We start from the raw sequence: 23112 nt of genomic DNA, 5'->3' as shown, positions 1-23112 counted from the left end.
TACTTATACCCATAAGTTTTTTAGGGTCGTTTTTATATCACAAAGGCGCCTAACTGCTTGAAGCACCTACAAGCAAATGCTACAAATGAAACATTAATGAGAATCATTTTTATTTATATTTAACTTACAGATCCATGCGCATTTCTCATCTTATTGGCCTGAGCCTGCTCAGCGCGGGCAGCAGTTGGGCTCAATCTTCCGATGCTCCCCCAGTTACATCTTTGTCCACCATTGAAGTCAAAGCCAGCGAATACATTGACTTGCCGCCCGCTTATGAAGGCAATCATGTCGCTACCGGCGGCAACCTGGGTTTGCTGGGCAACCGGGATGTCATGAACACCCCATTTAGCACCATCAACTACACCAGCGACTACATCGAAGATCTGCAAGGTCAGGAACTGCGCATTCTGATCAGCAAGAACGACCCTTCCGTGCAGACTCCCGGTGCAGGTGGAACGGGCGGCAAAGACACCATGTATATACGGGGTTTCCGTGCCGGTGACGTGTCTCTAAATGGTTTGCAAGGTTTGACCAGTGGCCGCCGCGTGATGGCCATCGCAGAGCGTTTAGAAATTCTCAAAGGCCCCTCTGCCGTGCTGAACGGCATGAATGCCAGCAATGATGTGGGTGGCTCAATCAATCTGGTGTCCAAGCGCGCCACGGATGATCCCATTAGCAACGTCACCCTGTCCTACATCCAGCCTTCCCAATTCGGGACGCATCTGGATCTGGGCCGCCGTTTCGGGGAATCCAATGAATTGGGCCTGCGCTTGAACGGCGTATTCAAGGACGGCGAGGGCGTGGTGGACCACCGCACCAATCGCGACAAGCTGATTTCTCTGGGGGCCGACTATCGCCTGGGCACAGTCAAACTGTCTGCCGACCTGTACCACCTGGAAGAATACATTTCCGGTCTGAACCGGGGCGTGCGTCTGGCCAAGGGGCTGGACAAGAACCCATTGCCCTCGCCACCCAAAGGCAATGTCTTGTTGGGCGTACCGTGGGCGGCTGGCCTGACGCGTGAAACCACCGCACTGGTACGTGCAGACTGGGCTGCCAACGACAAGTTGGCCGTCTACGGTTCTGCGGGTTACAGCAAGTCCGAGATGAGCAACTACAACACCAAGGGCAGCACCTTACTGAATGAGCAAGGGGACCTGAAACTGGCTGCGACCCGCCGCAACAATACCGGCTACAACCTGGCCGCCAATAGTGGTCTGTTCTACAACTTCGACACCGGCTCCGTGCACCACACCATCAGCGCCGGAGTGGACTGGAACCGCAAAAGCTCGCGCAGCGACAACACCTCCATCAAAGGCTGGTCCGAGACCATCAATATCTACGACCCAGACTACCCGGCTCGTCCCTATGTCCCCATGAATGGGCTAAGTGCGCCTAACGTCAGCTATCTGTACAGTGCAGCGTTAGCCGATACCCTGTCTTTTGCGGATGGCAAATATCAGCTGACGCTGGGCCTGCGCCAGCAGTGGGTCAGCACCAAAGACAAAAGCGGCAAGAGCGACAACTACAGCAAGAATGCACTGACGCCCACCATTGCCGGTGTCTGGCAATTGCGTGACGACTGGATGCTGTACGCCAACTATGCCGAGGGTCTGACACAAGGAATGATCGTCGGTGACGACTACGCCAACGAAGGCCAGATCTTCGCGCCCCAGAAAACACGTCAATACGAAATCGGGATGAAGTACGACAGCGGGGATTACGCTCTGACAGCGGCCCTGTTCGACATCACCCAACCCAATAGCTACGAGAGCGCTGAACGTTTCAACGGCAAGCCCAACCTGAGCTACGACGGCCGTCAGCGCAACCGAGGGGTCGAAGTGCAGGTCTTTGGTCAAATTGCCGAAAACTGGCGTTTGACCGGTGGTATTGCCTACCTGGACCCCAAGATTCGCAAGGCCAGCAACCCGAGCAACGAAGGGCGTATGGCCGTGGGCCTGTCCCGCTGGGTCGCCAAGGCCGGAATTGAATGGGATACGCCTTTTGTTCAGGGCCTGACCTTGAATGCCAACCTGCACAGCCAGTCCAAGCAATATGCCGACGCCAGCAACAGCTACTACATGCCAGGCGTGACCACCTATGACCTGGGCATGCGCTACAAAACGCGCTTTGCCGGCAAGGAAGTGACCTTGCGCGCCAGCCTGGAAAACGTGGGTAATAAGGCCTACTGGGTCGTGCCCTTGAGCAATGGCCAAGGTTCGCCACGTACCTTCCTGGCTTCAGCCACCATGAAATTCTAAGTAGACCAGCGATCCCCCTGCCATCCAGTTCTCCGTCTGGCTGGCAGGGTCTAACTCCGCTTTTGCAGGGCCTGTTCATGCGTGTATGCAGGCCCTGTTTTTTTTGTTTTGACAGGTCTTGTCAGCTAAAACGGTGAGCCTCTGGGCCCACCAAGCATCTTTGAGCTGCTATGGCGTGTCGTCCCTAAACGCCAGCCGCCGCCCGCATCTTGCGTTGTGAAGCCGGTGCCAAACCTTCCGCTTCCCGGTACTTCGCCACCGTACGGCGCGCCAAAGTCAGGCCCTGAGCCTGCAAGAGGTCGGTAATCTGCTGGTCCGACAAAGGCTTGGCTGGCGACTCGTCACGAATCATCTGTGCGATCTGTGCCCGTACCGAAGCCGCCGACAGATCAGCCTTGCCATCAGCACTGGCCAAGGCCACGGTAAAGAACTGTTTAAGCTCCATCACCCCATGCGGTGTTTGCATGTACTTTTGCCGCGTTGCACGAGAAATCGTGGACTCGTGCAAATCCAGCTCGGCTGCCAGATCGGCCAATTGCATGGGTTTGAGAGCCGACACACCTTGCGTGAAGAAGTCCTGCTGCATCTGCACAATCGCTTGGGCCACCCGCAAAATCGTCACGAAACGGCTGTTAACGCTGCGCAGCAAGCCGGTCGCTTTTTGGCGCTCTGCCAGCAAAGCAGGGTGCGCTTCAATTTCGTAATCGTGCAGATTCACCAATTGCAGGCGCGGCACAGCCAGGGGATTCAAGGCCGCCTGCCAATTGTCCTTGCCGCGAATCAACAGCACATCGGGTACCACATAAGCCGAGACGTCCTGCGTCCAGGCCCGCCCCGGCTTGGGGTCCAGCTTCAAGACCAGATGATGGGCGCGCTCGACCAGCTCGGCCGAATAGCGGCCGGCACAGCGCTGACGCAACTGACTAGGAGAGGCCAAAATGCCGACATGCTCGCGCACCAGATAGCGGGCGCAGTCGAGCAAGGCAGGTTCCAATTGCTGAGCCTGTTGCATCAGTTGCAAGTCCAGGCACTCGGCCAGATCCCGCGCACCGACACCGGCCGGGTCCAGGGACTGCACCTGGGCCAGCGCACAGCGCAAATCACTTTCATCAATATCCAGCTCGTCGGGCAGGCAGTCCAGCACCTCTTCCAGCGAGACGGGCAGGTAGCCGTTATCGTCCAGCTCATCGATCAATAACTGGGCCAAAGCGCGGTCACGGTCGCTCAAACGCAACAGTCCCAGCTGCTCGCTTAAATAAGCCGCCAGGTCCTGGGCAATGGCCGATTCGGGAGTCCAGTCAGGGTCGTCCGAATCCCCCTGATGTTTGGGAAACTCAAGGCTCGCCCACGAGGATTCCGCCTCGCCCGAAGCGGCTTCGGGCAATGGCTCGGCGGCGACATCCGTCTGCACGTCCAGACGTTCCAGCAAGGGGTTATCCAGCAAAGCTTGAGCCAACTCCTGCTCCAGCTCGGCCCCCGATAGCTGCAACACTTTAATAGACTGTTGCAATTGCGGCGTCAAAACCAGCGTTTGCTGCTGGCGTAAATCTAGTGACTGACGCGTAAGCATAGGTACAATCGTTTCCATGAAAACTGACAACGCCCAGACACCCACCGCCAACGATAGTCAGGCTCTGCGCAGCACACTGTTCAAGCTGTGCGCCACGGCCACTATTATCTGCACCGTAGTCACTATCGTGGTCGCCATTATCTGGTGGGACCTGCTCAACCGTCTTATCAGCTTTGGGCGTGGCCTGGATTACTCCGGCCTGCAGGCCTTGAGCATTCAAAACCTGGCGCTGATCAAGCAATACAACCCGTTTTTCTGGTGGACGGTAGTGGGCGTCATAACCCTCATTATTGCCTATCTTTTGTATGGCTTCGTACAAGGGGTCATGCGACGCAACCAGCAACGCATTATCGACGAGTCCACGGTGGCTCAACTGGCCCGATCACTCAGCCGTCCGGCCCGTGAAGTGATTTTGTGGTGCTGGCCCGACCAGCGCAGCCCGTTGACTGTGGGCGATTTACAACGAGCCCATAGCGAGTTGCGCTCCGGACGTTTTAGCAAAATCGAACTGGCCGAGCAGCAAAGCCGCCTGCTGCAAGCCGACTACGAACGTCACGAGCCACAAGCCTAAAGCTTGCCTTCCTGTTTTTTTTGTGTTTGACTAACGGTCATGACTCACGCACGCCAATTCTCCTACGCCTGCCAAGGTTTCAGCCCCGCCGCTGAAGCAGCCTTGTCGCGTTCCGTGCGTGAAGGCCGTTCTTCGGCCCCTGCCTCCAGCCTATCCCAGCTGCTACTACTAGCGTCCGGTTGCCGGGCCTAGTGTCCCGTGGCAGTTCGGCAGCCAATACTCAGCCACATCTACGTCATTTGTGCCGCCACCGGCCTACGTAAATGCTGCAATCGCTGGTGACGGCAAGAAGTAATCAACACTTTTTGTCCGACAGGTATCCCCATGGCAATGCTGAAAAACCCCTCTCAAAAGTATCGTCCTTTTGTCGCCTTTGATCGCGACTTCGCTGAACGCACCTGGCCTTCCAAGCGCATTACCAAAGCGCCCATCTGGATGAGCACTGACTTGCGTGACGGCAATCAGTCCCTGATCGAGCCCATGAACGTGGCTCGCAAACTGCGCTTTTTCGAGCAACTCGTCAAAATCGGTTTCAAGGAAATCGAGGTCGGTTTCCCATCCGCATCGCAGACCGACTTCGATTTCGTTCGCAAGCTGATCGACGAAAACCGCATCCCTGAAGACGTCACCATCATCGTGTTGACGCAGTCGCGTGAAGACCTGATCAAGCGCACGGCTGAAGCGGCTGCCGGTGCCAAACGCGCCATCATTCACTTGTACAACGCTTGTGCCCCCGCCTTTCGCAAGATTGTTTTCAACTTGAGCAAGGACGAGATCAAGGAAATTGCCTTGACCGGTACACGCCTGGTCAAGAACGAAGTGGCCAAGTATCCGCAAACCCAATGGGGTTACGAATACTCGCCCGAAGTGTTCAGCACTACCGAGCCCGAATTTGCTCTGGAGGTGTGCAACGCCGTCGTGAAAGCCTGGGGTCCAGCCGCTGACGAACGTGTCATTCTGAACTTGCCCGCTACGATTGAGGCCACCACACCCAATATGTACGCCGACCAGATCGAATGGATGCACAACAATCTGGAACAGCGCAGCAACGTCACCTTGAGCGTGCACCCGCACAACGACCGTGGCACTGCGGTCGCTGCCGCTGAACTGGCTGTGATGGCTGGCGCGGACCGTATCGAAGGCTGCTTGTTCGGTAGCGGCGAGCGCACCGGCAACGTTTGCCTGGTGACCTTGGCCCTGAACTTGTACACCCAGGGCGTGGACCCTGAACTGGACTTCTCGGACATCGACGAAGTGCGTCGCACCGCCGAGTACTGCAACCAGTTGCCCGTGCACCCACGCCACCCTTACGCGGGCGATCTGGTCTTTACCGCTTTCTCCGGCTCCCACCAGGACGCCATCAAGAAAGGTTTGGCCCAGCAAAAAGCCGACGAAATCTGGGAAGTCCCTTACCTGCCTATCGACCCGGCCGATCTGGGCCGCAGCTACGATGCGGTGATCCGCGTCAACAGCCAGTCGGGCAAGGGTGGTGTGTCCTACTTGCTGGAACAAGAGCACGGTCTGGTCTTGCCACGCCGCATGCAAATCGAATTCAGCCGCGCCATTCAGCGCGTCACCGACTCTTCCGGCAAGGAAGTGACGCCTGCAGATGTGTACGGCATTTTCGAATCCGAATACCTGAACTGCAAGAAGCACTACAAGCTGCTCAAGCACAACATCATCAGCCAGCCTCACGCTGACAGCGGCCAGCAATTCACGATTGAAGTGGATGTGGAGCACGACGGCCAGGTTCGCACCCTGAAGGGTTCGGGCGAAGGTGCGATCTCTGCTTTTGTGAATGCCTTGGATCTGTCCATCAAGATCATGGACTACAACGAGCACGCCATCGGTTCCGGTGCTGAAACCCGCGCTGCCGCTTACGTGGAAATGCGTATCGGCGACAGCCCATCGGGCTTTGGTGTGGGCATCCACGCCGACATCGTGACTTCCTCCTTCCTGGCGATCTTGAGTGCGGTCAACCGCCACACCATCGCCCAGCAAGAAGCTGAAGCCACCACGGCTTAATACCGTCTTCATGTCGCGACTTGGGTGGTGATCCCACCCAAGCGCCCGCCCGGTTCACCATAACCGCGCCTGACCCGCTTTCGCAGCCCGGCTTATCGTCGCTCTGCCCGCAACCCGCCCACAAGGCGGGTTTTTCGTGGGCGGGCCATTAGTCTGTGGCCCCACACCGTAGATAAACCGGACTGGGCCAAGTCTGACCGGACTGGACCTGGTCAGCTTGACTAGCCCAGTTGGTTCGGCTGTTCGGCTGTTCGGCTGTTCGGCTGTTCGGCTGTTCGGCTGTTCGGCTGTTCGGCTGTTCGGCACCAGAGCGTAAAGCCAATGCTCGCGGCACAGTACAAATGGCTGTGCCAATATGCCTCTAAACGACCAATCTCACCACACGGCGCTTGCCCCCTGTTTAGCCGCAATCCACTTGAAGACGGCTAAAGTCCTTGGCGCGCAGCTTGTCCTCTTCAATAAAGGCCATCAAGCGGGCACCATCTTGCCAGCACCAGTTCAACTCATCATGGGACTGCAAGGTCAGCAGTGAACGCCATGGCGACTGACTGGGATACTCGTCCTGCGTCGGCGTAGGGTCATAGCCCAGGCTGTCCCAAGAGGGGCGACCCAGCAGATAGTCGCGCGGCAAGTCGCCGCTTTCTTCCAGCTCCTCAAACCAGTCATACAGCTCGTCCATATCCACTGGCCAATCCTTGCGCAGCTCTTCATGGCGAGGAATATCAATGCAGTTTTCGAACAGCACTTCCCGACTTGCTGTACCCCAATCATGAGGGGCCTGAAGCTCGTGAAAATCAGTGGTGTCCGGCCAGTAAAAAGCCTTCAGATAGTCCTCGTCGCGCCAGAAAATGACGTCTTCCTGGTCCATACCGTAAAACAGCGACAGCAGCCCGCTCGTGGGCAAATTCGCTGGGCGATCCGGTCCTTCCGGCAGCTCCGCAAAATTGATCTGGCCGACAAATAAATATTCACCGTCCGGATGCTCGGGCCAAGTAAAGCCTGGAGGAACCATAGGTTGGCCACCAAAGCGGCTTTGCAAAGGCTGACCCTGGCCTTTCCCCAAACGGATCGCAACCGCCGGTTGCGCCAGGTCCAGAAAATACTGTTTATGCGCTTGCAGCACAGGTGAGGCATCAAGGTACTTTTCTAGCGTGTTCAGATCCATGGCGCTGGGAAGGAAGAAGTTGAAGATGGTGCAGGCAAGGATAAGGGTGTCACAGCACACACGGCAACCCTTGCCGAAGAATCAGAAAGAAAAAAAACCGGCCCAAGAGCCGGTTTTTGTTTGCCTTGCCGCAGATCAGTACGTGACCGCCAAACCCGGCAAATCCACAGTAACTTGCATGGAGCCCACCGCTTGCAAGCAATGGCGTGCAAATTCCTGGGCGCGCTCATCGTCTTGCGACAGCAGCGTGTAACCCAGGGCATCGGCCACGCCCATAATCTTGTCCAGCAACAGCACTTTGCCGCTGGCCCGCAGGGGTTCACAGCCAAGCTCTTGCCAGGTGCGATCAAACCAGTCACGCGATTGCTTGCCGCTGTCCGCATCAATGGTTTGTATAGGAGTGACCAGCTCTATGTGCTGGCGAGGACTAAAGATCACAAGCACCATAGCGCTCATAGACGATCTCCGAAAAAAAATAGATCAACTTTGGAGCTTAAGCAAAGAAGGCCTGCCAAATTGTCGGCAGGCCGACATTCCAGGGACTACCAGGAGCTATCAGCCGGTTCCCACATCACCGGCACGCCAGTGTTATTCGCCTGGCGCAACATATCCAGCAAAGGATAGGCGCGTTGGCTGAAACTCACGGCCTGTGAAATCGGGTGTTCCTTTTCATCGTCTTCGTCCTCGTGGGGCGAATGCTTGTTTTCCCGGTCCTGCCCGATCGCTCGCTCAATATTGCCAATAGCTTCGGACAGTTGCTCTGCCGTGAACACGCCACGCTCGGGCAAACCATCAGGATAGGAACGCCCCGCGGCCCGGAGAATAGGCATGGCATGTTCAGAGAACATCAGAACATCGGCGGCGGCTTTGCTTTTAAAGACGACTAGCATACGGTTTCTCCTTATGGATCTTTGTGTTTCCGATTCGACTTTCAGGATACACACCCCTGCAAGATAGCAGGATTTTCCCCGTCTTGGAGAGTCCTTCATGCCTGCCGCGTTTCTGCCATGGTTAATCTTGCTCTTGACCACCTTGCCGTCCCTGGTCTGGTCACAAAGCTCGCTTGAATGCCCATTGCCTCCATCTTCCACCCGCTGCGCACCAGCGGCCGCCTTGGGAGAACAGGCCGAGCCCGCAACGGATATGGGTTTGCTCAATCCAGTGGATTTGCTCAGCGGACAAAAATACCAAAGCGATACGGACCTGCCGCTAAGCCAGGCCTGGCCTTTGCTGCAATTACAGCGTCATTGGAATGGGCAGGGGCGAAACCCCACACCGACACTTGGGCAAACTGGCTGGGCCTTGAATTACGACCTGCAATTGCGGCAGCAAGGCCATGCCTTGTTCATGCCGGATGGAAGACAAACGCGCTTGTACCCACCTGCACAGCGGCAAAGTTCGGGCTGGTTCTGGCAAGGGCCGAATGGTTTGATTCTGCGGTTTGATGAGCAGGGCTGGTTAATCCATGTGCGTATATCTACCCAGCAGTGGCTGGATATAAAACGTTTTGCGGGCACGCATCCGCAGGCGTATGCGGTTAACACTGTCCGTAATCATTTGGGCCAAGCGCTGGTGTTTGACTGGGAAAGCCAAACGCAGGAGTCGGTGTCGCTACCAGGGCCGGAGCAGAGTCAAGAACCAAGACAAAACCAAACTCAAGTTCAGGCATCAGGACAGGTTCAATCCCAAACTAAAACCAGTTCCCTGACCCATGTCACAAGGGCGGTAAGGGCAGCGGGAACGGCCGCAGTAGCAGCAGCGACGACGGAGGCAACTACGGCTACGGCTACGGCTACGGCTACGGCTACGGCTACGGCTACGGCTATCAATATTAAAACCCCGGCCGGGCCGTTTCGCTTGCTTCTGGAACAGCAGGATCAACAAATCTGGCTGGCCAGCGTCAGCCGTCCGGACGGCATGCAACGTCTCTATCATCCAGCCCCCGCAGCTTGGTCGCACCGTTTGGGTGGCAGCAGCCTGCAAGCACCGGGGCAAGCCCCTCAGCCAGTCCAACAATGGGAGTACGACGCCCAAGGCCGAGTCAATAGGTTGATCTCCCACGCCTTCAAGCAAGACTGGACGGCACGCTATGAGCCAGGTCTGAGCGAATGGTCCATAGGTACGGAGCGACATCGCTTCCATTACCGAGACTATCAAGGCCTGCAGCGGCTACAAAAACTGGAAAGTCGTTTGTGTAGGGACTGCCCGGTCCACAGCACGGAATGGCAATATGACCCGCAAGGGCGCTGGTTGCAGGCCGGACCTTGGACAGCGCAACGCCGGGCAAATGGAACGCTCTCTCGACTGGAGAAAAGGCAGGGCGGCTGGGGAGCATTACGTTTGGAGCTGGATGAAAAAGGGCGCTTGCAAAGCTGGGCCACCAGCCAGCATGGAAGCGAAACACGGCGCTGGAACCCGAATGGCAAACTGACGTACCTCGAATATGCCGAAGGAGGCGCGCTCCAAATTCAATACGACCAACAGGGACGCCTGAGCAGTCTTGAGCATCAGCAAGGTCAGGACACTGAACGCAGTGAGCTGGACTGGCTCGGGCCTGGCGCGCTGCGTATTCGTCATCCCACAGAAACGCAATGGCTCAAATTGCGGGCCGGTTTACTACAAGAGCGCCGTTTGGAACGCCGCCATAGTCCCGGCCAACGCTGGACCGAGCGCTTTGAGTACGACGAGCAGCGCAAGCTGACGCGGCACACCCTGCCGGAAGGTGGCCAGCTACGCTATCACTGGGACAAAAGCGGACGATTGCTGTCTCTGGAGTGGATCAAGCAAACCGGGCAAAGCCAGACCGTGATCCACGCACAAGAGGTGGGCTATGCCTGGGGCAATGGCCTGCAACTGATCAGCCATGCGAACAGCACCGGGCAAGCGGTGGATTTGATGCTTTTGCAGCCGGATGGCAAACCTGCCTGGACACAAGCCCGCCGTCTGGATGCCCAAGGCAGGGTGCTGGAGGATCGTCATGAATACCCGCTGCTACAGCAAACCCGTCATTGGCTCTTGCACTACGACGCCCAAAGCCGGCTCATCGCTTTCCGCCAGGACCAGACAGAACCCGAACAGTGGCTGGCCTGGAGCCACAACGGTGGCCTTGCTGCACGCCACCCGAAGCCAGCCGCCTCCATTCAGCGTTCTCCCTCCGGCACGGCGAAAGCCGTCGGAAACCTGAATCTGGACTACGGCCCCAACCGTCGCTTGAAGCGTGTGCAAACAGCAAGCTCCACACTGGTCGAATACCGGCACGATGCCTTTGGCCAACGTATCTGGCGCCAGCAAGGCAATCAAGAGCGTGCCTTCTTCTTTCACGGCCAGCAATTAATGGCTGAGCTGGATTTACCAGCTACACCCGGCCAGCTCATTTCCCGGCGCTATCTGTATGCCGGGCTGACACCAATAGGCATGATTGTTTATCAGCCAGACGGACAAGGGCAGCTGTATTACCTGCATAGTGATTTGATGGGAGCTGTGCGGCTGATTAGCGATCAGCAAACCCAGCCGGTTTGGGCTGCCGACCTGAACCCTTTAGGACGGGCCGAGCCTTTGCTTGAAACCCTGGAATTCAACCTACGCCTGCCGGGGCAGTACGCGGAATCGGCTACCGGCTGGCACGACAATCTCTTGCGTACCTATCTACCCGATCACGGGCAGTATCTGGAAGCGGACCCGTTGGGGCCCTGGCCACAAACCCAGGCCGTGGGTTACGCACAGCAACAGCCTTTGCGTCATATTGATCCCACCGGCCTGCTCCTGTTCGCCTTTGATGGCACACGACAGGCTCCTATTACCAATAGCAATGTGTGGAAACTGTCGCAGTTGTATCAGGATGGGGCGGTGCATTACGCCGCAGGGCCGGGTGATCCAGTCACCCTGAACTGGGATGCACTGACTGCTTGGCGAGCAGGGCAGATTCTGGAGTCGCAATGGAACAATTTTCTGAATCGCATGCAGGAACAAGGCCCGGCTCCTAGCGCTGTACCCGTGGACTTGCTGGGTTTTTCTCGGGGAGCGGCACTGGCACGAGACTTTTCCAATCGAATTCTGGACCACGTGCAGCAGGGCTGGTTTGTGCTGAATGATCCGCAGCGCGGCGCCATCCGTGCCTGCATCACGCCCCGTTTTCTAGGGCTGTTCGACACCGTGGCCCAGTTCGGGCTGGGAGGCGGCAGCAACTCCCAATACCGCCTGGGTGTGTCTGACGCCTGGAGCTGGGTTGCTCATGCCGTCGCCATGCATGAACACCGCGCCTACTTCCCTTTAAGCGCCCTGGCAGAGGCCATGAACACCGTGGAAATGCCTTTTATCGGCGCGCACAGCCAAATTGGCGGCGGTGCGCTGCCGGATGAAAACGAAGAAACCATCAGCGATCTGGATAAGGTAGCGCTGGCCTGGATGCATTGGCAGGCCAGGGCGACGGGCCTGACGCTGGCGGAACTGGCGCACACAGACCTTAGCGTCCTTCACCCTGTATTACTGGACATGCGCCTGCCTGGGCTGCGACTGACGAAAGGCAGTTTGCGGGGTGTGGACTATCACGGAGCGGGTCGAAACCTGATGTATCAGGACCTGCATCCACGTCTGGGGCAGGCTACCCAACAATCCATTGAAACCGTGATCAAACGCCATAACAGCTGGCGCATCCGTCCCGGAAATCAGGTGGGTTGGGTAGACATGGACGCTTACGATACGTGGTTACATAACCACCTGGGATGGGAGCGCCAGGCTTCTTGAAAAGAATTTGGCGTCAAATCACGCTATCATGTGGGGCTATCCGGCGGGCCAATGTCGCGCCTTCCATCTGGGGCGTGTTCCACACGCCGCAGTTGTCTTTCTACCAATCCAGACCTTTCCTATGCTTGCTGAGCAACAATCTCAATTAATCGCCTGCCTCCAGGCTGCCGTCCGTGCCATCTTGCCCCAGGCTGAACCCAACATCACGCTGGAGCGCCCCAAAGTGGCTGCGCACGGTGATGCTGCCTGCAATATTGCCATGCAACTGGCCAAACCAGCCGGTCGCAACCCGCGCGAGCTGGCTCAGCAAATCGTCGATACCCTCCTGGCCGATCCGAACGCCGCCGCTTTGCTGGCAGGCGCGGAAATTGCCGGTCCGGGCTTTATCAACTTTCGTCTGTCCACCGCCACGCACCAGGCTGTCCTGAAGACTATTGCTGAACAGGGCGATAACTTCGGTCACCTTGCTCCTACCCAGGAAAAACTGATGGTGGAGTTTGTGTCGGCCAACCCGACCGGCCCCTTGCACGTGGGCCACGCCCGTCAGGCTGCGCTGGGTGACTCGCTGTGCCGCGTATTCAGCTCCCAAGGCTACGACGTAACCCGCGAGTTCTACTACAACGACGCCGGTAACCAGATCGACAACCTGACCACCAGCGTGCATGCGCGTGCCCGTGGCATCGAGCCCGACAGCGAGCAATTCCCTGCTGACGGCTACAAAGGCGACTACATCCTGGACATCGCCCGCGACTACCAGGCCGGCGCAACCGTTCAGGCTGCCGATGGCGCTTCCGTCACCGCCAGTGGTGATCTGGACAATCTGGAAGACATTCGCCGCTTTGCCGTGGCCTATCTGCGCCGCGAGCAGGATCTGGACTTGCAAGCCTTCGGCCTGAAGTTCGACAACTTCTACCTGGAAAGCTCGCTGTACACCTCCGGCAAGGTTGAAAAAACCGTGCAGGCCCTGATCGACGCCGGTCACACCTACGAGCTGGACGGCGCGCTGTGGCTGCGCACCACGGAACTGGGCACAGGCGACGACAAAGACCGCGTGATGCGCAAATCCGAAGGCGGCTACACCTACTTCGTGCCGGACGTGGCCTACCACGTGGCCAAGTGGGAGCGCGGTTTCCACCACGCCATCAATATTCAGGGCTCCGACCACCACGGCACCATTGCCCGTGTGCGCGCTGGCCTGCAAGGTCTGGGTCTGGGTATCCCCAAGGAATTCCCGGCCTATATCCTGCACAAGATGGTCAAAGTCATGCGCAATGGCCAGGAAGTGAAAATTTCCAAACGCGCAGGCAGCTACGTCACCTTGCGTGACCTGATCGAATGGGTAGGCCAGGACGCCGTACGCTTCTTCCTGATCCAACGTCGTGCCGACTCCGAATTCGTATTCGATATCGATCTGGCCCTGTCCAAGAGCGAAGAAAACCCGGTTTACTACATCCAGTACGCCCATGCCCGTATCAACTCCGTGTTGAACCAGTCGGCAGAACTGCTGGATCAGGTTCCTCAGGCCGACATCACGCCTTTGACCGCCCCCACCGAAATCGCCCTGCTGCAACGCCTGTCCGAATACCCCAATGTGCTGGCCCAATCCGCTCGCGAATTGGCTCCTCACCACATTGCCTTCTGGCTGCGCGACTGCGCGGCGGACTTCCACTCTTGGTACAACGCCGAGCGCGTGTCGGTAGACGACACCACCTTGCGTCTGGCCCGTCTGCGTCTGGCCCAGGCCTGCGCCCAAGTCATTCGCAATGGTCTGAACCTGCTGGGTGTGTCCGCACCCGAACGTATGTAAACCCATAGGCAGATATGGCAAGAGCACGTAAAAAATCCAGTAGTTCCGGCGGTACGTATACCGGCATTCTGATTGGCCTGATTCTGGGTCTGGGCGCGGCGGTCGCCGTTGCCCTGTTTGTCACCAAAGTGCCCATGCCCTTTGTGGACAAGGCCAGCCGGGACAAACCTACCGTTGCCTTGCCTGAAGGGCGAGACTTGCTGGACCCGAACCGGGACCTGTATGGCAGCTCCAGTGGACAAACTCCTCCGCCGGGCGACACCATTCCCGGTTTGACCTTGCCCCCCGTGAATTTGCCCAGCATCCCGTCCAAGCCTGCTGCACCGGACGCCTTGGGTGATCTGATCGCCACCTTGCCCGCCATGGGTACGGAACCAGCTCGCCAGCCAGAGACCCGCAATACCGCTCCTGCGGTAACGCCTCCGGCCACAACGCCTGCCGCTCCAAGCACCCCGGCACCGGCCACCAGCAAACCCGCCACACCAGCTCCGGCTGCGCCCCCGGCGGCGACCAAGCCAGCCACCACCTCCACCCCCTACTACCTGCAAGCAGGCGCATTTCGCAACAATGCGGACGCCGAAGCCATGAAGGCCCGCTTGTTGATGCTAGGCTTTGACGCTTCAGTGCAAAGTGCACAGGTCAATGGCAGCACGGTGAACCGGGTACGCATGGGCCCCTTCAAGGGCATAGACGAAATGAACCGGGCACGCAGCCGTCTGGCCGAGGAAAAAATTGATACTTCGGTGGTCCGGCCCTAAGCAATTTGTGCCAAAGGCAGCCCCAAGGTGAACTTTTCCGCCATTGCACAGGTCATAGACCTCATCTTCCCCATTAAGGAAATTGATTCATGAAGCTGAACGCATTGTTTGTACGATCCCTGGTCGGTGCCAGTCTCTTGGCTGGTGCGACCTTGTTGCCCGCCACCAGCGCGCTGGCTCAACAAGCCGACCAAGGCTACGTTACCCTGCCTGCGGCTCAGCCCTCGGACAGCGTCGGTAAAACCGAAGTGCTGGAGTTCTTCTCCTACAGCTGCCCACACTGCGCCATCCTGGAACCCAAGGTCGAAGCCTGGTCCAAGACCCTGCCAGACAACGTCGTACTGCGCCGTGTGCCTGTTGCCTTCAATGCCGGCATGACTGATCTGCAAAAGCTGTACTACACCCTGGAAGCCATGGACCGTCTGGACCTGCATCCCAAGGTGTTTGAAGCCATCCACCAGAAACGTGAGCGCATTTTTGATGCCAAGACCATCACGGCCTGGGCAGCCGCACAAGGCGTAGACAAGGCTCGCTTCGAGCAGACCTTCAACTCCTTTGGCGTGCAAACCAAGGCCAACAAGGCCAACGAACTGTCCAACACCTACCAGATCCAAGGCACACCTAGCCTGGCCGTGGGCGGCAAGTTTGTGACTTCACCTGCACTGGCCAATGGTTACGACGAAAGCATCACCAAAGCTCAAGAGCTGGTGAAGATGGTCACTAATCGCTAATTAGCGATCTGGCTGAGCCATACCACCAAGGGCCCTCAAGACTGGATTCGTTCCGGTTTTGAGGGCCCTTGGCGTTTCTATATCTGTGATCTATTAGCTGCCGGTAACTCGTAAGTAATTCGATAACAGCGGCTTACAAGAAGGTACGGGATTCCAACGTCATTGCAAGTCTGGGCCATTTATTAAAGCCAGGGTGCGTCCCTGGCTGGAGCAGTCAGTGAAAGGCCTAAGCCTGCGCCGCCGTCTCAAAAGCCTGCGTCAGGTCAGCGCACAAGTCTTTGGTCGATTCCAAACCGATATGCAGGCGCACCAGACTGTCCTGGCTGTCCTGCCAGTAGCTATGACCACTTAGAAACGCCGTATCCACCAACTGCACCAGGCTTTCAAAACCACCCCAGGAAAAGCCGATACCAAACAGGGTCAGGGCATCTACGAATGCGCGTGCCTGCGCATTGTTCAGTCGTAGCTGCACCGACAACATGCCGTTAGAGCCGGTGCAGTCACGTTGCCATAAAGCATGGCCAGGATCTTGTGGCCAAGCGGGATGATAGATACGGGTAACTTCAGGGCGACTATCCAGAAACTGGCACACGGCCAGCGCATTGGCGGCACTTTCACGCATACGAATAGGCAGAGTGCGTACACCGCGTAATGCCAACCAGGCGTCATCGGCACTGATGGAAAAACCCAGCGCATAGTGATTGTCGTGCAGGCGTTTGTTGATGGCTGGATCTGCGGACATGACTGCACCCAGCATCAAGTCGGAGTGGCCTGCCACATACTTGGTCCCAGCCACGATAGACACGTCAAAACCCAACTCCAAGGGACGGTAGATATAGCCCGAGCCCCAGGTGTTGTCAGTAACCAGCAGCAAATCGTGCTTGCGGCCAAACTCCGCCAAGGCGGGCATATCCAGCATTTGCATCAACAAGGAGCCGGGTGACTCCACGTACACCATGCGGGTATTGTCCTGCAGATGACGGGCCATTTCCTCGGGGGTCGGTGCACAGAACGTGGCCTGTATGCCCATCCGGCGCAACACGGTCTTTTCCAGATAACGCACGGGGCCATAAGCACTGTCAGCAATCAGCACGTGATCGCCAGAATCCAGCAGTGCCAGCAAACCCAAGGTAATCGCTGCCATGCCGGACGGTGCCAGCAAAGCCTGGGTGGCAGATTCCAGCTGACAGAACACCTGCTCCAGTGCAGCGTGGGTATCCATGCCCGAGCGCCCGTAGGTAACCGAGCGTTTTTCAGGATCTGCCTTGTCCGCCTGGGCTCGATCCAGAGCGTCCAGATTACGAAAGCGCACCGTACTGGTGCGCATGATGGGCACGGCCACCGGCGCCGCATCCGTATGCGGATCGAACGGGGCCAGACCCGTATGTTGCAGGGCGGTGTCCAGGGCGAGATCAGAGCTCATAGTGTTGGCAGGCGGTAGCAAGAAAAGCTCTACGCTACCACAGGCGAGCGGGCCCGGTCGCCTCTGCCAACAGTCGCTATATTGCCCCTTCTTATTAAGAGGCGCCCCAGTGTTTAAATGCGCTGGAAACGGTAAACCCCATCCTCGCCCATCTCACGACGCAAACGATCATCAAAATACAAGGCGTGCAGGTGAGCAATGGCCTCGCCCATGGCAAAGGTCATCTGATGCGAGTCCAGCTTGCGATGAAACAGCACAGGCAGAATATCGGCGGCGGTACAGGGCTGGGCACAGGCTTCCAACACTTCTTCCAGACGCTCGGCGTGATGCTCCTGCTGCTGACGAATGCGCTCGTGCATGCCACGGAAAGGCTTGCCATGCGAAGGCAACACCAAAGTATCCGGGGCCAGATCCTGATAGGACAGCAGGGAGTTCAGGTACAAAGGCAAGGGATTCGCAAAGGGCTCGGTATCGAACACGCTGATATTGGTGGAGATACGCGGCAAAAGCATGTCACCGGAAATCAGCACCTTCAGTTCTTCACAGTACAACGACATATGCTCGGGAGCGTGGCCGTAGCCCACGATCAAACGCCAGGGGCGACCGGCAATCACCACACGCTGACCATCCATCAAGCGCACAAAACGCTCGGGCACCGAAGGCACCATCGAAGGGTAGTAATCCCCACGGCTGCGAATCTGCTCACGGGCTTTCTCATCTTGCAGGCCATGACGGACAAAATGCGCTTCTGCCGCCACACCATTCGGGCCACCGGCCTCCGCGCCAGTCTGGCGTCCACCTGTCCCCGACCACAGCCTGGCGGTCGCGTAGTCCGTCATGCTGATCCACAAAGGTGCATTCCAGCGCTGGCACAACCAGTCCGCCAAACCGACATGATCCGGGTGCATATGGGTAACGATCACGCGCAGCACGGGCAAGCCTTCCAGCTCGTTCTGGAAAACCTGTTCCCACAGCTCGCGCACTTCGGGACGGGCGACGCCACAGTCCACAATGGTCCAGCCCTCGCGCCCCTCGATTTGGTCGCGCAATAGCCACAAATTGATGTGATCCAGCGCAAAAGGCAAAGGCATACGCAGCCAACGCACCCCCGGCGCGACTTCCAGGCTGCCACCCGCTGGGGGCAGGGTATCTGCCCAGGGATAATTCAATTTTTGTTCGTTAGGATTCATGCTCGCTCCAATGAATGGCTCTTGTAGGGCGTAAGGGCTGTCCATACTAAAAGGCCCTAGTTCGCACCCCGGCTCTATGGCATGATAGTTTACGTTTACGTAAATCACACTAAAAATGACAACGACAACCTGGACAATATCGGATCTGGCGCACGAGTTTGGCATCACGCCTCGCACCCTGCGCTTCTATGAAGACCAAGGGATCTTGAGCCCGCTGCGCCAAGGTACACAGCGCATTTATCAGCCCCGCGATCGTGCCCGCCTGAAGCTGGCTCTGCGTGGCAAGCGCCTGGGGCTGCAGTTATCGGAGATTCTGCGGCTGATCAATATGTATGAATCCCCGATGGACACGGCTTCCCAGCTTAAGCACTATCAGGAGGTATTGAACGAGCACCGCCTGCGCCTGGAGCGCCAGCGGCAGGACCTGGATCAGACCTTGCAGGAAATTCAGGACCAGCTCGACATCTGTCACACCATGAGCGAACAGTTGAAGTTGGAGTCCCGATAAGGGAAAACCCATATATGTGACGTTTACGTAAACGTAATATAAATACAATTCCACAACCCATTTATTTCCACGGAGTGTCTCATGAGCCTGCCCGGCCTGAATTTCGATCTTGGCTCCGACCTGGACATGCTGCGCGACGCTGTCGCCGACTTCTCCCAGGCCGAAATTGCCCCCTTAGCGGCTCAACTGGATCACGATGACCAGTTCCCCATGCACTTGTGGAAGAAGTTCGGTGAGATGGGTTTGCTGGGCATGACCGTTAGCGAAGAATACGGTGGTGCGAACCTGGGCTATCTGGCTCACATGATCGCAATGGAGGAAATCTCCCGTGCCAGCGCCTCGGTGGCTCTGTCCTACGGTGCGCACTCCAACCTCTGTGTGAACCAGATCAACCGTAACGGGACGGAAGCCCAGAAGCAGAAATACCTGCCCAAGCTGATCAGCGGCGAGCATATCGGTGCTCTGGCCATGAGTGAGCCCGGTGCCGGTTCGGACGTGGTCAGCATGAAGCTGCGCGCCGACAAAAAGGGCGATCGCTACGTGCTGAACGGCTCCAAAATGTGGATTACCAACGGCCCGGACGCTGACACCCTGGTGGTGTACGCCAAAACGGACCCGCAAGCCGGCGCACGCGGCATTACCGCCTTCCTGATCGAAAAGGATTTTGCCGGTTTCTCCGTTGCCCAAAAGCTGGACAAGCTGGGTATGCGCGGCAGCCACACAGGCGAACTGGTGTTCCAGGACTGTGAAGTGCCTGAAGAAAACGTGCTGGGCCAACTCAATGGTGGCGTCAAAGTGCTGATGTCCGGCCTGGACTACGAACGCGCCGTGCTGGCCGGTGGTCCGCTGGGCATCATGCAAGCCGTCATGGACGTGGTGATTCCTTACATTCACGACCGCAAGCAGTTCGGCCAGGCCATTGGCGAATTCCAGCTGATTCAAGGCAAGGTGGCCGATATGTACACCACCCTGCAAGCCAGCCGCGCCCTGTGCTATGCCGTGGGCAAGAATCTGGACCGTCTGGGTGCAGGCCATGTACGTTCTGTGCGTAAAGACTGCGCGGCCGCGATCCTGTACAGCGCCGAAAAAGCCACCTGGATGGCTGGTGAAGGTATCCAGATTCTGGGCGGCAACGGCTACATCAACGAATTCCCCACAGGCCGCCTGTGGCGCGATGCCAAGCTGTACGAAATCGGCGCGGGCACCAGCGAAATCCGCCGCATGCTGATCGGCCGCGAACTGTTCGCCGAAACCGCCTAAAAAGGCAAAGGCATGTCCAACCCTGATTTTGGCGAAACCACCGTCATTACCCCGGTTCAAAAACCGGGGATGACGGCTATCCAGGTGGCCCAGGCCATGCTGGATGGGTTCAATCGCCACTATGCGCTGTTTCGCTACAGCGCCCAGCGCGCCAAGTCTTTGTACGAATCGGGCGACTGGCATGGTATTCAGCAGCTCTCGCGCGAACGTATCGAGTACTACGCGACACGGGTGCGCGAATGCGCGGCCATGCTTAGTCAGAACCTGCGTTTGCATCAGCCCACGCCTTCCGATCCGGCCCATCTGGACGAGGCCCAGCAGCAGTTGTGGTTGCAGGCCAAGGCGGAGTTTGTGCGTTTGCTGTCGGGCCACCGTCAGCCAGAATGTGCCGAGACCTTCTTCAACTCCGTCTCCTGCCGCGTGCTGCATCGGCACTACTTCCGCAACGAATTCATTTTCGTGCGCCCAGCCGTTGCCACGGATTATCTGGACGGCGCGCTGCCTTCGTATCGGGTCTATTACCCCACCGAAGAAGGTCTGGAAGCCAGTCTGACCAGTATGCTGGCCGACTTCGGTCTGGCCGCCCCCTTTGCCGACCTGCCGCGCGATGTGCGCACGCTGGCTCGCATGGCCGTGCGCCAATTGTGCCGCCGCCTGCCACGTGGCTACGGCTCGCGCATTGGCTCGGATTGCCAGATTCAGGTGCTGAACTCCCTGTTCTTCCGCAACAAGGGTGCCTATGTAGTGGGCCGCCTGATCAATCAGGGTGAAGTGCTGCCCTTTTCGATTGCCATTTTGCATCGCCCCTCGGGACACTTGTATATAGACGCCTTGCTGCACACCACGGACGACCTGTCCACGCTGTTCAGCTTTACACGCGCCTATTTTCTGGTCGATATGGAAGCGCCATCGGCCTACGTGGACTTTCTGTCCAGCCTGCTGCCACGCAAGCCCAAGGCCGAGCTGTACACCGCCATCGGTCTGCAAAAGCAGGGCAAGACGCTGTTCTACCGCGACTTTCTGCACCACCTGTCGCACTCGCACGATCACTTTGATCTGGCTCCCGGTATTGCCGGTATGGTGATGACGGTATTCACCCTGCCGTCCTACCCCTATGTGTTCAAGCTGATCCGCGACCGAATTCAAAAGCAGGGCATGGACCACGCCACGGTGCGCAGCAAATACCAGCTGGTCAAAAAACATGATCGTGTCGGACGCATGGCCGACACCTGGGACTACGCTCAGGTGGCCTTGCCCAAGGCACGCTTTTCCGAAGCCTTGCTGGAAGAACTTCGCCGCGAAGTGCCCAGCCTGCTGGAAGAGTCCGAGGACACCATCTTGCTGCGCCACGTCTACATTGAACGGCGCATGACCCCGCTGAACCTGTATCTGAACAAAGCCAGCGACCCCGCCCTGAACGCCGCCGTGGAGCAATACGGCAAGGCGATCCGGGAGTTGGCCGCCGCCGACATCTTCCCCGGCGATATGTTGTTCAAGAACTTTGGTGTGACCCGTCTGGGCCGCGTTGTCTTCTATGACTACGACGAAATCCAGCACATGCGTGAGATGAACTTTCGCGCCATTCCGCCAGCACCGAACGAAGAAGCCGAAATGGCCAGCGAACCCTGGTATCCCATCGGCCCGAACGATGTATTTCCCGAAGAATTCGGCTACTTTCTATTGACCGACCCTCGTATTCGCAAAGCCTTCATGGCCCACCATGCAGAACTGCTGGAGCCTGAATGGTGGACTCAGTGCCGCTTGCGGGTGACACAAGGTCGGATCGAAAATATTTTTCCGTATAACAAAGATCGGCAGCTGCACGAGTTTGCCAAACGCGCGCCGGTCTCCTCTTTGCAACCAGGAGTCTTTCATGACTAATTCCGTTGTCATCGTCTCGATCGCCCGCACCCCTATGGGCGGCATGATGGGTAGCCTGTCCGATCTGGCCGCCCACGAACTGGGCGCGGTCGCCATCAAGGCGGCCATGGAGCGCTCGGGCATTCAGGCCGACAAGGTCGACGAAGTGATCATGGGTAACGTGCTGCAAGCCGGTCAGGGCCAGGCCCCTGCACGCCAGGCTGCCTTGGGCGCCGGTCTACCCCAGGGTGTAGCTTGCACCACCATTCACAAGGTTTGTGGTTCCGGTCTGAAAGCCGCCATGTTTGCCCACGACCTGCTCAAGGCAGGCAGCGTGGACGTGGTGGTGGCCGGCGGTCAGGAAAGCATGAGCAATGCTCCCTACCTGCTGCTGAAAGGCCGCGAAGGCTACCGCTACGGTCACTCCACCGTGTATGACCACATGGCCATGGACGGCCTGGAAGATGCCTACAGTCGTGGCACCGCCATGGGTGTATTTGCCGAAGATTGCGCCAGCAAATACGAGTTCAGCCGCGAAGAGCAAGATGCTTACGCGCTGGAGTCGCTGCGCCGCGCTCGCCAAGCCAGCGATGACGGCAGCTTTGAATGGGAAATTGCGCCAGTCACCATCGCTGGTCGCAAGGGCGATGTCGTTGTGGCCAAGGATGAAGCCCCCACCAAAGCCATGCCCGAGAAGATCCCCACGCTGCGTCCCGCTTTCAAGAAAGACGGCACGATTACCGCTGCCAACGCCTCGTCCATTTCGGACGGTGCCGCCGCCATGGTGATCACCACCGAAGAGAAAGCCAAGGAACTGGGTGCAACTCCGCTGGCCCGCATTGTGGCTCACACCCAGCACGCACAGGAACCCGCCTGGTTCACGACCGCTCCAGTCGCTGCTATCCAGAAACTGCTGGATAAAACCGGTTGGAGCGTGGCTGACGTTGACCTGTTCGAGATCAACGAAGCCTTTGCCGTGGTGACCATGGCTGCCATGAAAGAGCTGAACATCCCGCACGACAAGGTCAACATCCACGGTGGTGCTACCGCCCTGGGTCACCCCATCGGTGCATCGGGTGCTCGCCTTCTGGCGACCTTGATCGGCGCACTGCGCAAGACCGGCGGCAAGCGCGGTATTGCCTCGCTGTGCATTGGCGGTGGCGAAGCTGTCGCCCTGGCCGTCGAGCTGGTCTAAAGCAAGCTCATCAGCCGGGCTGCGGCCCGGCTGATTTTATGGGCT

At 57.9% G+C, this 23112-nt stretch carries 18 protein-coding genes; 12 read left to right on the top strand and 6 right to left on the bottom strand.

Annotation, left to right across the window (positions count from 1 at the left end; all coding sequences use genetic code 11):
• Positions 1–134 precede the first annotated feature (134 nt).
• Positions 135–2261, top strand: coding sequence for a TonB-dependent siderophore receptor (locus tag NIZ92_RS00765; RefSeq protein WP_060186555.1), 2127 nt, complete (start codon positions 135–137; stop codon positions 2259–2261).
• Positions 2262–2445: 184 nt separating this feature from the next.
• On the opposite strand, the gene rpoN is transcribed toward NIZ92_RS00765, so the two are convergent.
• Entirely contained in the window at positions 2446–3831 is a 1386-nt protein-coding gene (gene rpoN / locus NIZ92_RS00760; RefSeq protein WP_009460262.1) for an RNA polymerase factor sigma-54, read from the bottom strand.
• 16 nt (positions 3832–3847) lie between these two features.
• On the opposite strand from rpoN, the gene NIZ92_RS00755 reads away from it, so the two are divergent.
• The 3 genes from NIZ92_RS00755 (at position 3848) to leuA (ending at position 6427) form a co-directional block, all read left to right on the top strand.
• On the top strand, positions 3848–4402 hold the full coding sequence (locus NIZ92_RS00755) for a hypothetical protein (RefSeq protein ID WP_009460264.1): 555 nt from the start codon (positions 3848–3850) through the stop codon (positions 4400–4402).
• A 39-nt stretch (positions 4403–4441) separates the two neighbouring features.
• Entirely contained in the window at positions 4442–4594 is a 153-nt protein-coding gene (locus NIZ92_RS00750) for a hypothetical protein (protein ID WP_155624357.1), read from the top strand.
• 138 nt (positions 4595–4732) lie between these two features.
• Entirely contained in the window at positions 4733–6427 is a 1695-nt protein-coding gene (leuA, locus tag NIZ92_RS00745; RefSeq protein WP_035269943.1) for a 2-isopropylmalate synthase, read from the top strand.
• Between the two features lie 400 nt (positions 6428–6827).
• On the opposite strand, the gene NIZ92_RS00740 is transcribed toward leuA, so the two are convergent.
• The 3 genes from NIZ92_RS00740 to NIZ92_RS00730 all read right to left on the bottom strand — a co-directional run bounded on the left by NIZ92_RS00740 (position 6828) and on the right by NIZ92_RS00730 (position 8482).
• Positions 6828–7592 carry a YwqG family protein gene (locus NIZ92_RS00740; protein ID WP_060186556.1) on the bottom strand — a complete coding sequence of 255 codons (765 nt, stop codon included), beginning with the start codon at positions 7590–7592 and terminating at the stop codon, positions 6828–6830.
• A 135-nt stretch (positions 7593–7727) separates the two neighbouring features.
• Positions 7728–8048: a hypothetical protein gene (locus NIZ92_RS00735; protein ID WP_009463574.1), complete on the bottom strand. Its 321-nt coding sequence runs from the start codon at positions 8046–8048 to the stop codon at positions 7728–7730.
• Positions 8049–8134: 86 nt separating this feature from the next.
• On the bottom strand, positions 8135–8482 hold the full coding sequence (locus NIZ92_RS00730) for a DUF1840 domain-containing protein (RefSeq protein ID WP_009463576.1): 348 nt from the start codon (positions 8480–8482) through the stop codon (positions 8135–8137).
• Positions 8483–8579: 97 nt separating this feature from the next.
• On the opposite strand from NIZ92_RS00730, the gene NIZ92_RS00725 reads away from it, so the two are divergent.
• The 4 genes from NIZ92_RS00725 (at position 8580) to NIZ92_RS00710 (ending at position 15631) form a co-directional block, all read left to right on the top strand.
• Positions 8580–12335, top strand: coding sequence for a DUF2235 domain-containing protein (locus NIZ92_RS00725; protein ID WP_254002536.1), 3756 nt, complete (start codon positions 8580–8582; stop codon positions 12333–12335).
• Positions 12336–12456: 121 nt separating this feature from the next.
• A complete protein-coding gene (gene argS, locus NIZ92_RS00720; protein WP_026483856.1) occupies positions 12457–14142 on the top strand; it encodes an arginine--tRNA ligase in 1686 nt (561 codons plus the stop codon).
• A 14-nt stretch (positions 14143–14156) separates the two neighbouring features.
• Positions 14157–14900 carry an SPOR domain-containing protein gene (locus NIZ92_RS00715; protein WP_021447119.1) on the top strand — a complete coding sequence of 248 codons (744 nt, stop codon included), beginning with the start codon at positions 14157–14159 and terminating at the stop codon, positions 14898–14900.
• A gap of 89 nt (positions 14901–14989) precedes the next feature.
• Positions 14990–15631: a thiol:disulfide interchange protein DsbA/DsbL gene (locus tag NIZ92_RS00710; protein ID WP_009463582.1), complete on the top strand. Its 642-nt coding sequence runs from the start codon at positions 14990–14992 to the stop codon at positions 15629–15631.
• Between the two features lie 226 nt (positions 15632–15857).
• On the opposite strand, the gene metC is transcribed toward NIZ92_RS00710, so the two are convergent.
• Positions 15858–17054 carry a cystathionine beta-lyase gene (gene metC / locus NIZ92_RS00705; RefSeq protein ID WP_060186559.1) on the bottom strand — a complete coding sequence of 399 codons (1197 nt, stop codon included), beginning with the start codon at positions 17052–17054 and terminating at the stop codon, positions 15858–15860.
• Between the two features lie 113 nt (positions 17055–17167).
• On the bottom strand, positions 17168–18244 hold the full coding sequence (locus NIZ92_RS00700; RefSeq protein WP_060186560.1) for an MBL fold metallo-hydrolase: 1077 nt from the start codon (positions 18242–18244) through the stop codon (positions 17168–17170).
• 115 nt (positions 18245–18359) lie between these two features.
• Here NIZ92_RS00700 and NIZ92_RS00695 point away from each other — a divergent pair, with 115 nt between their 5' ends.
• From NIZ92_RS00695 to NIZ92_RS00680, 4 genes are all read left to right on the top strand, one after another.
• Entirely contained in the window at positions 18360–18752 is a 393-nt protein-coding gene (locus NIZ92_RS00695; RefSeq protein WP_009463587.1) for a MerR family DNA-binding transcriptional regulator, read from the top strand.
• Positions 18753–18833: 81 nt separating this feature from the next.
• Positions 18834–20012, top strand: coding sequence for an isovaleryl-CoA dehydrogenase (locus tag NIZ92_RS00690; RefSeq protein ID WP_026483861.1), 1179 nt, complete (start codon positions 18834–18836; stop codon positions 20010–20012).
• Positions 20013–20081: 69 nt separating this feature from the next.
• Positions 20082–21893 (top strand): bifunctional isocitrate dehydrogenase kinase/phosphatase, encoded by a 1812-nt coding sequence (aceK, locus tag NIZ92_RS00685; RefSeq protein WP_238399759.1) that lies wholly within the window; start codon positions 20082–20084, stop codon positions 21891–21893.
• A complete protein-coding gene (locus NIZ92_RS00680; protein ID WP_035269274.1) occupies positions 21886–23067 on the top strand; it encodes an acetyl-CoA C-acyltransferase in 1182 nt (393 codons plus the stop codon). Before aceK ends, NIZ92_RS00680 begins: the two co-directional genes overlap by 8 nt.
• Positions 23068–23112 lie beyond the last annotated feature (45 nt).

This window comes from Alcaligenes sp. 1735tsa3, assembly GCF_024134565.1.
Taxonomy (GTDB): Bacteria; Pseudomonadota; Gammaproteobacteria; order Burkholderiales; family Burkholderiaceae_B; genus Alcaligenes; species Alcaligenes phenolicus.
Note: the sequence above shows the minus strand (reverse complement) of the source record. Positions and strands in the feature narration are given on the sequence as shown.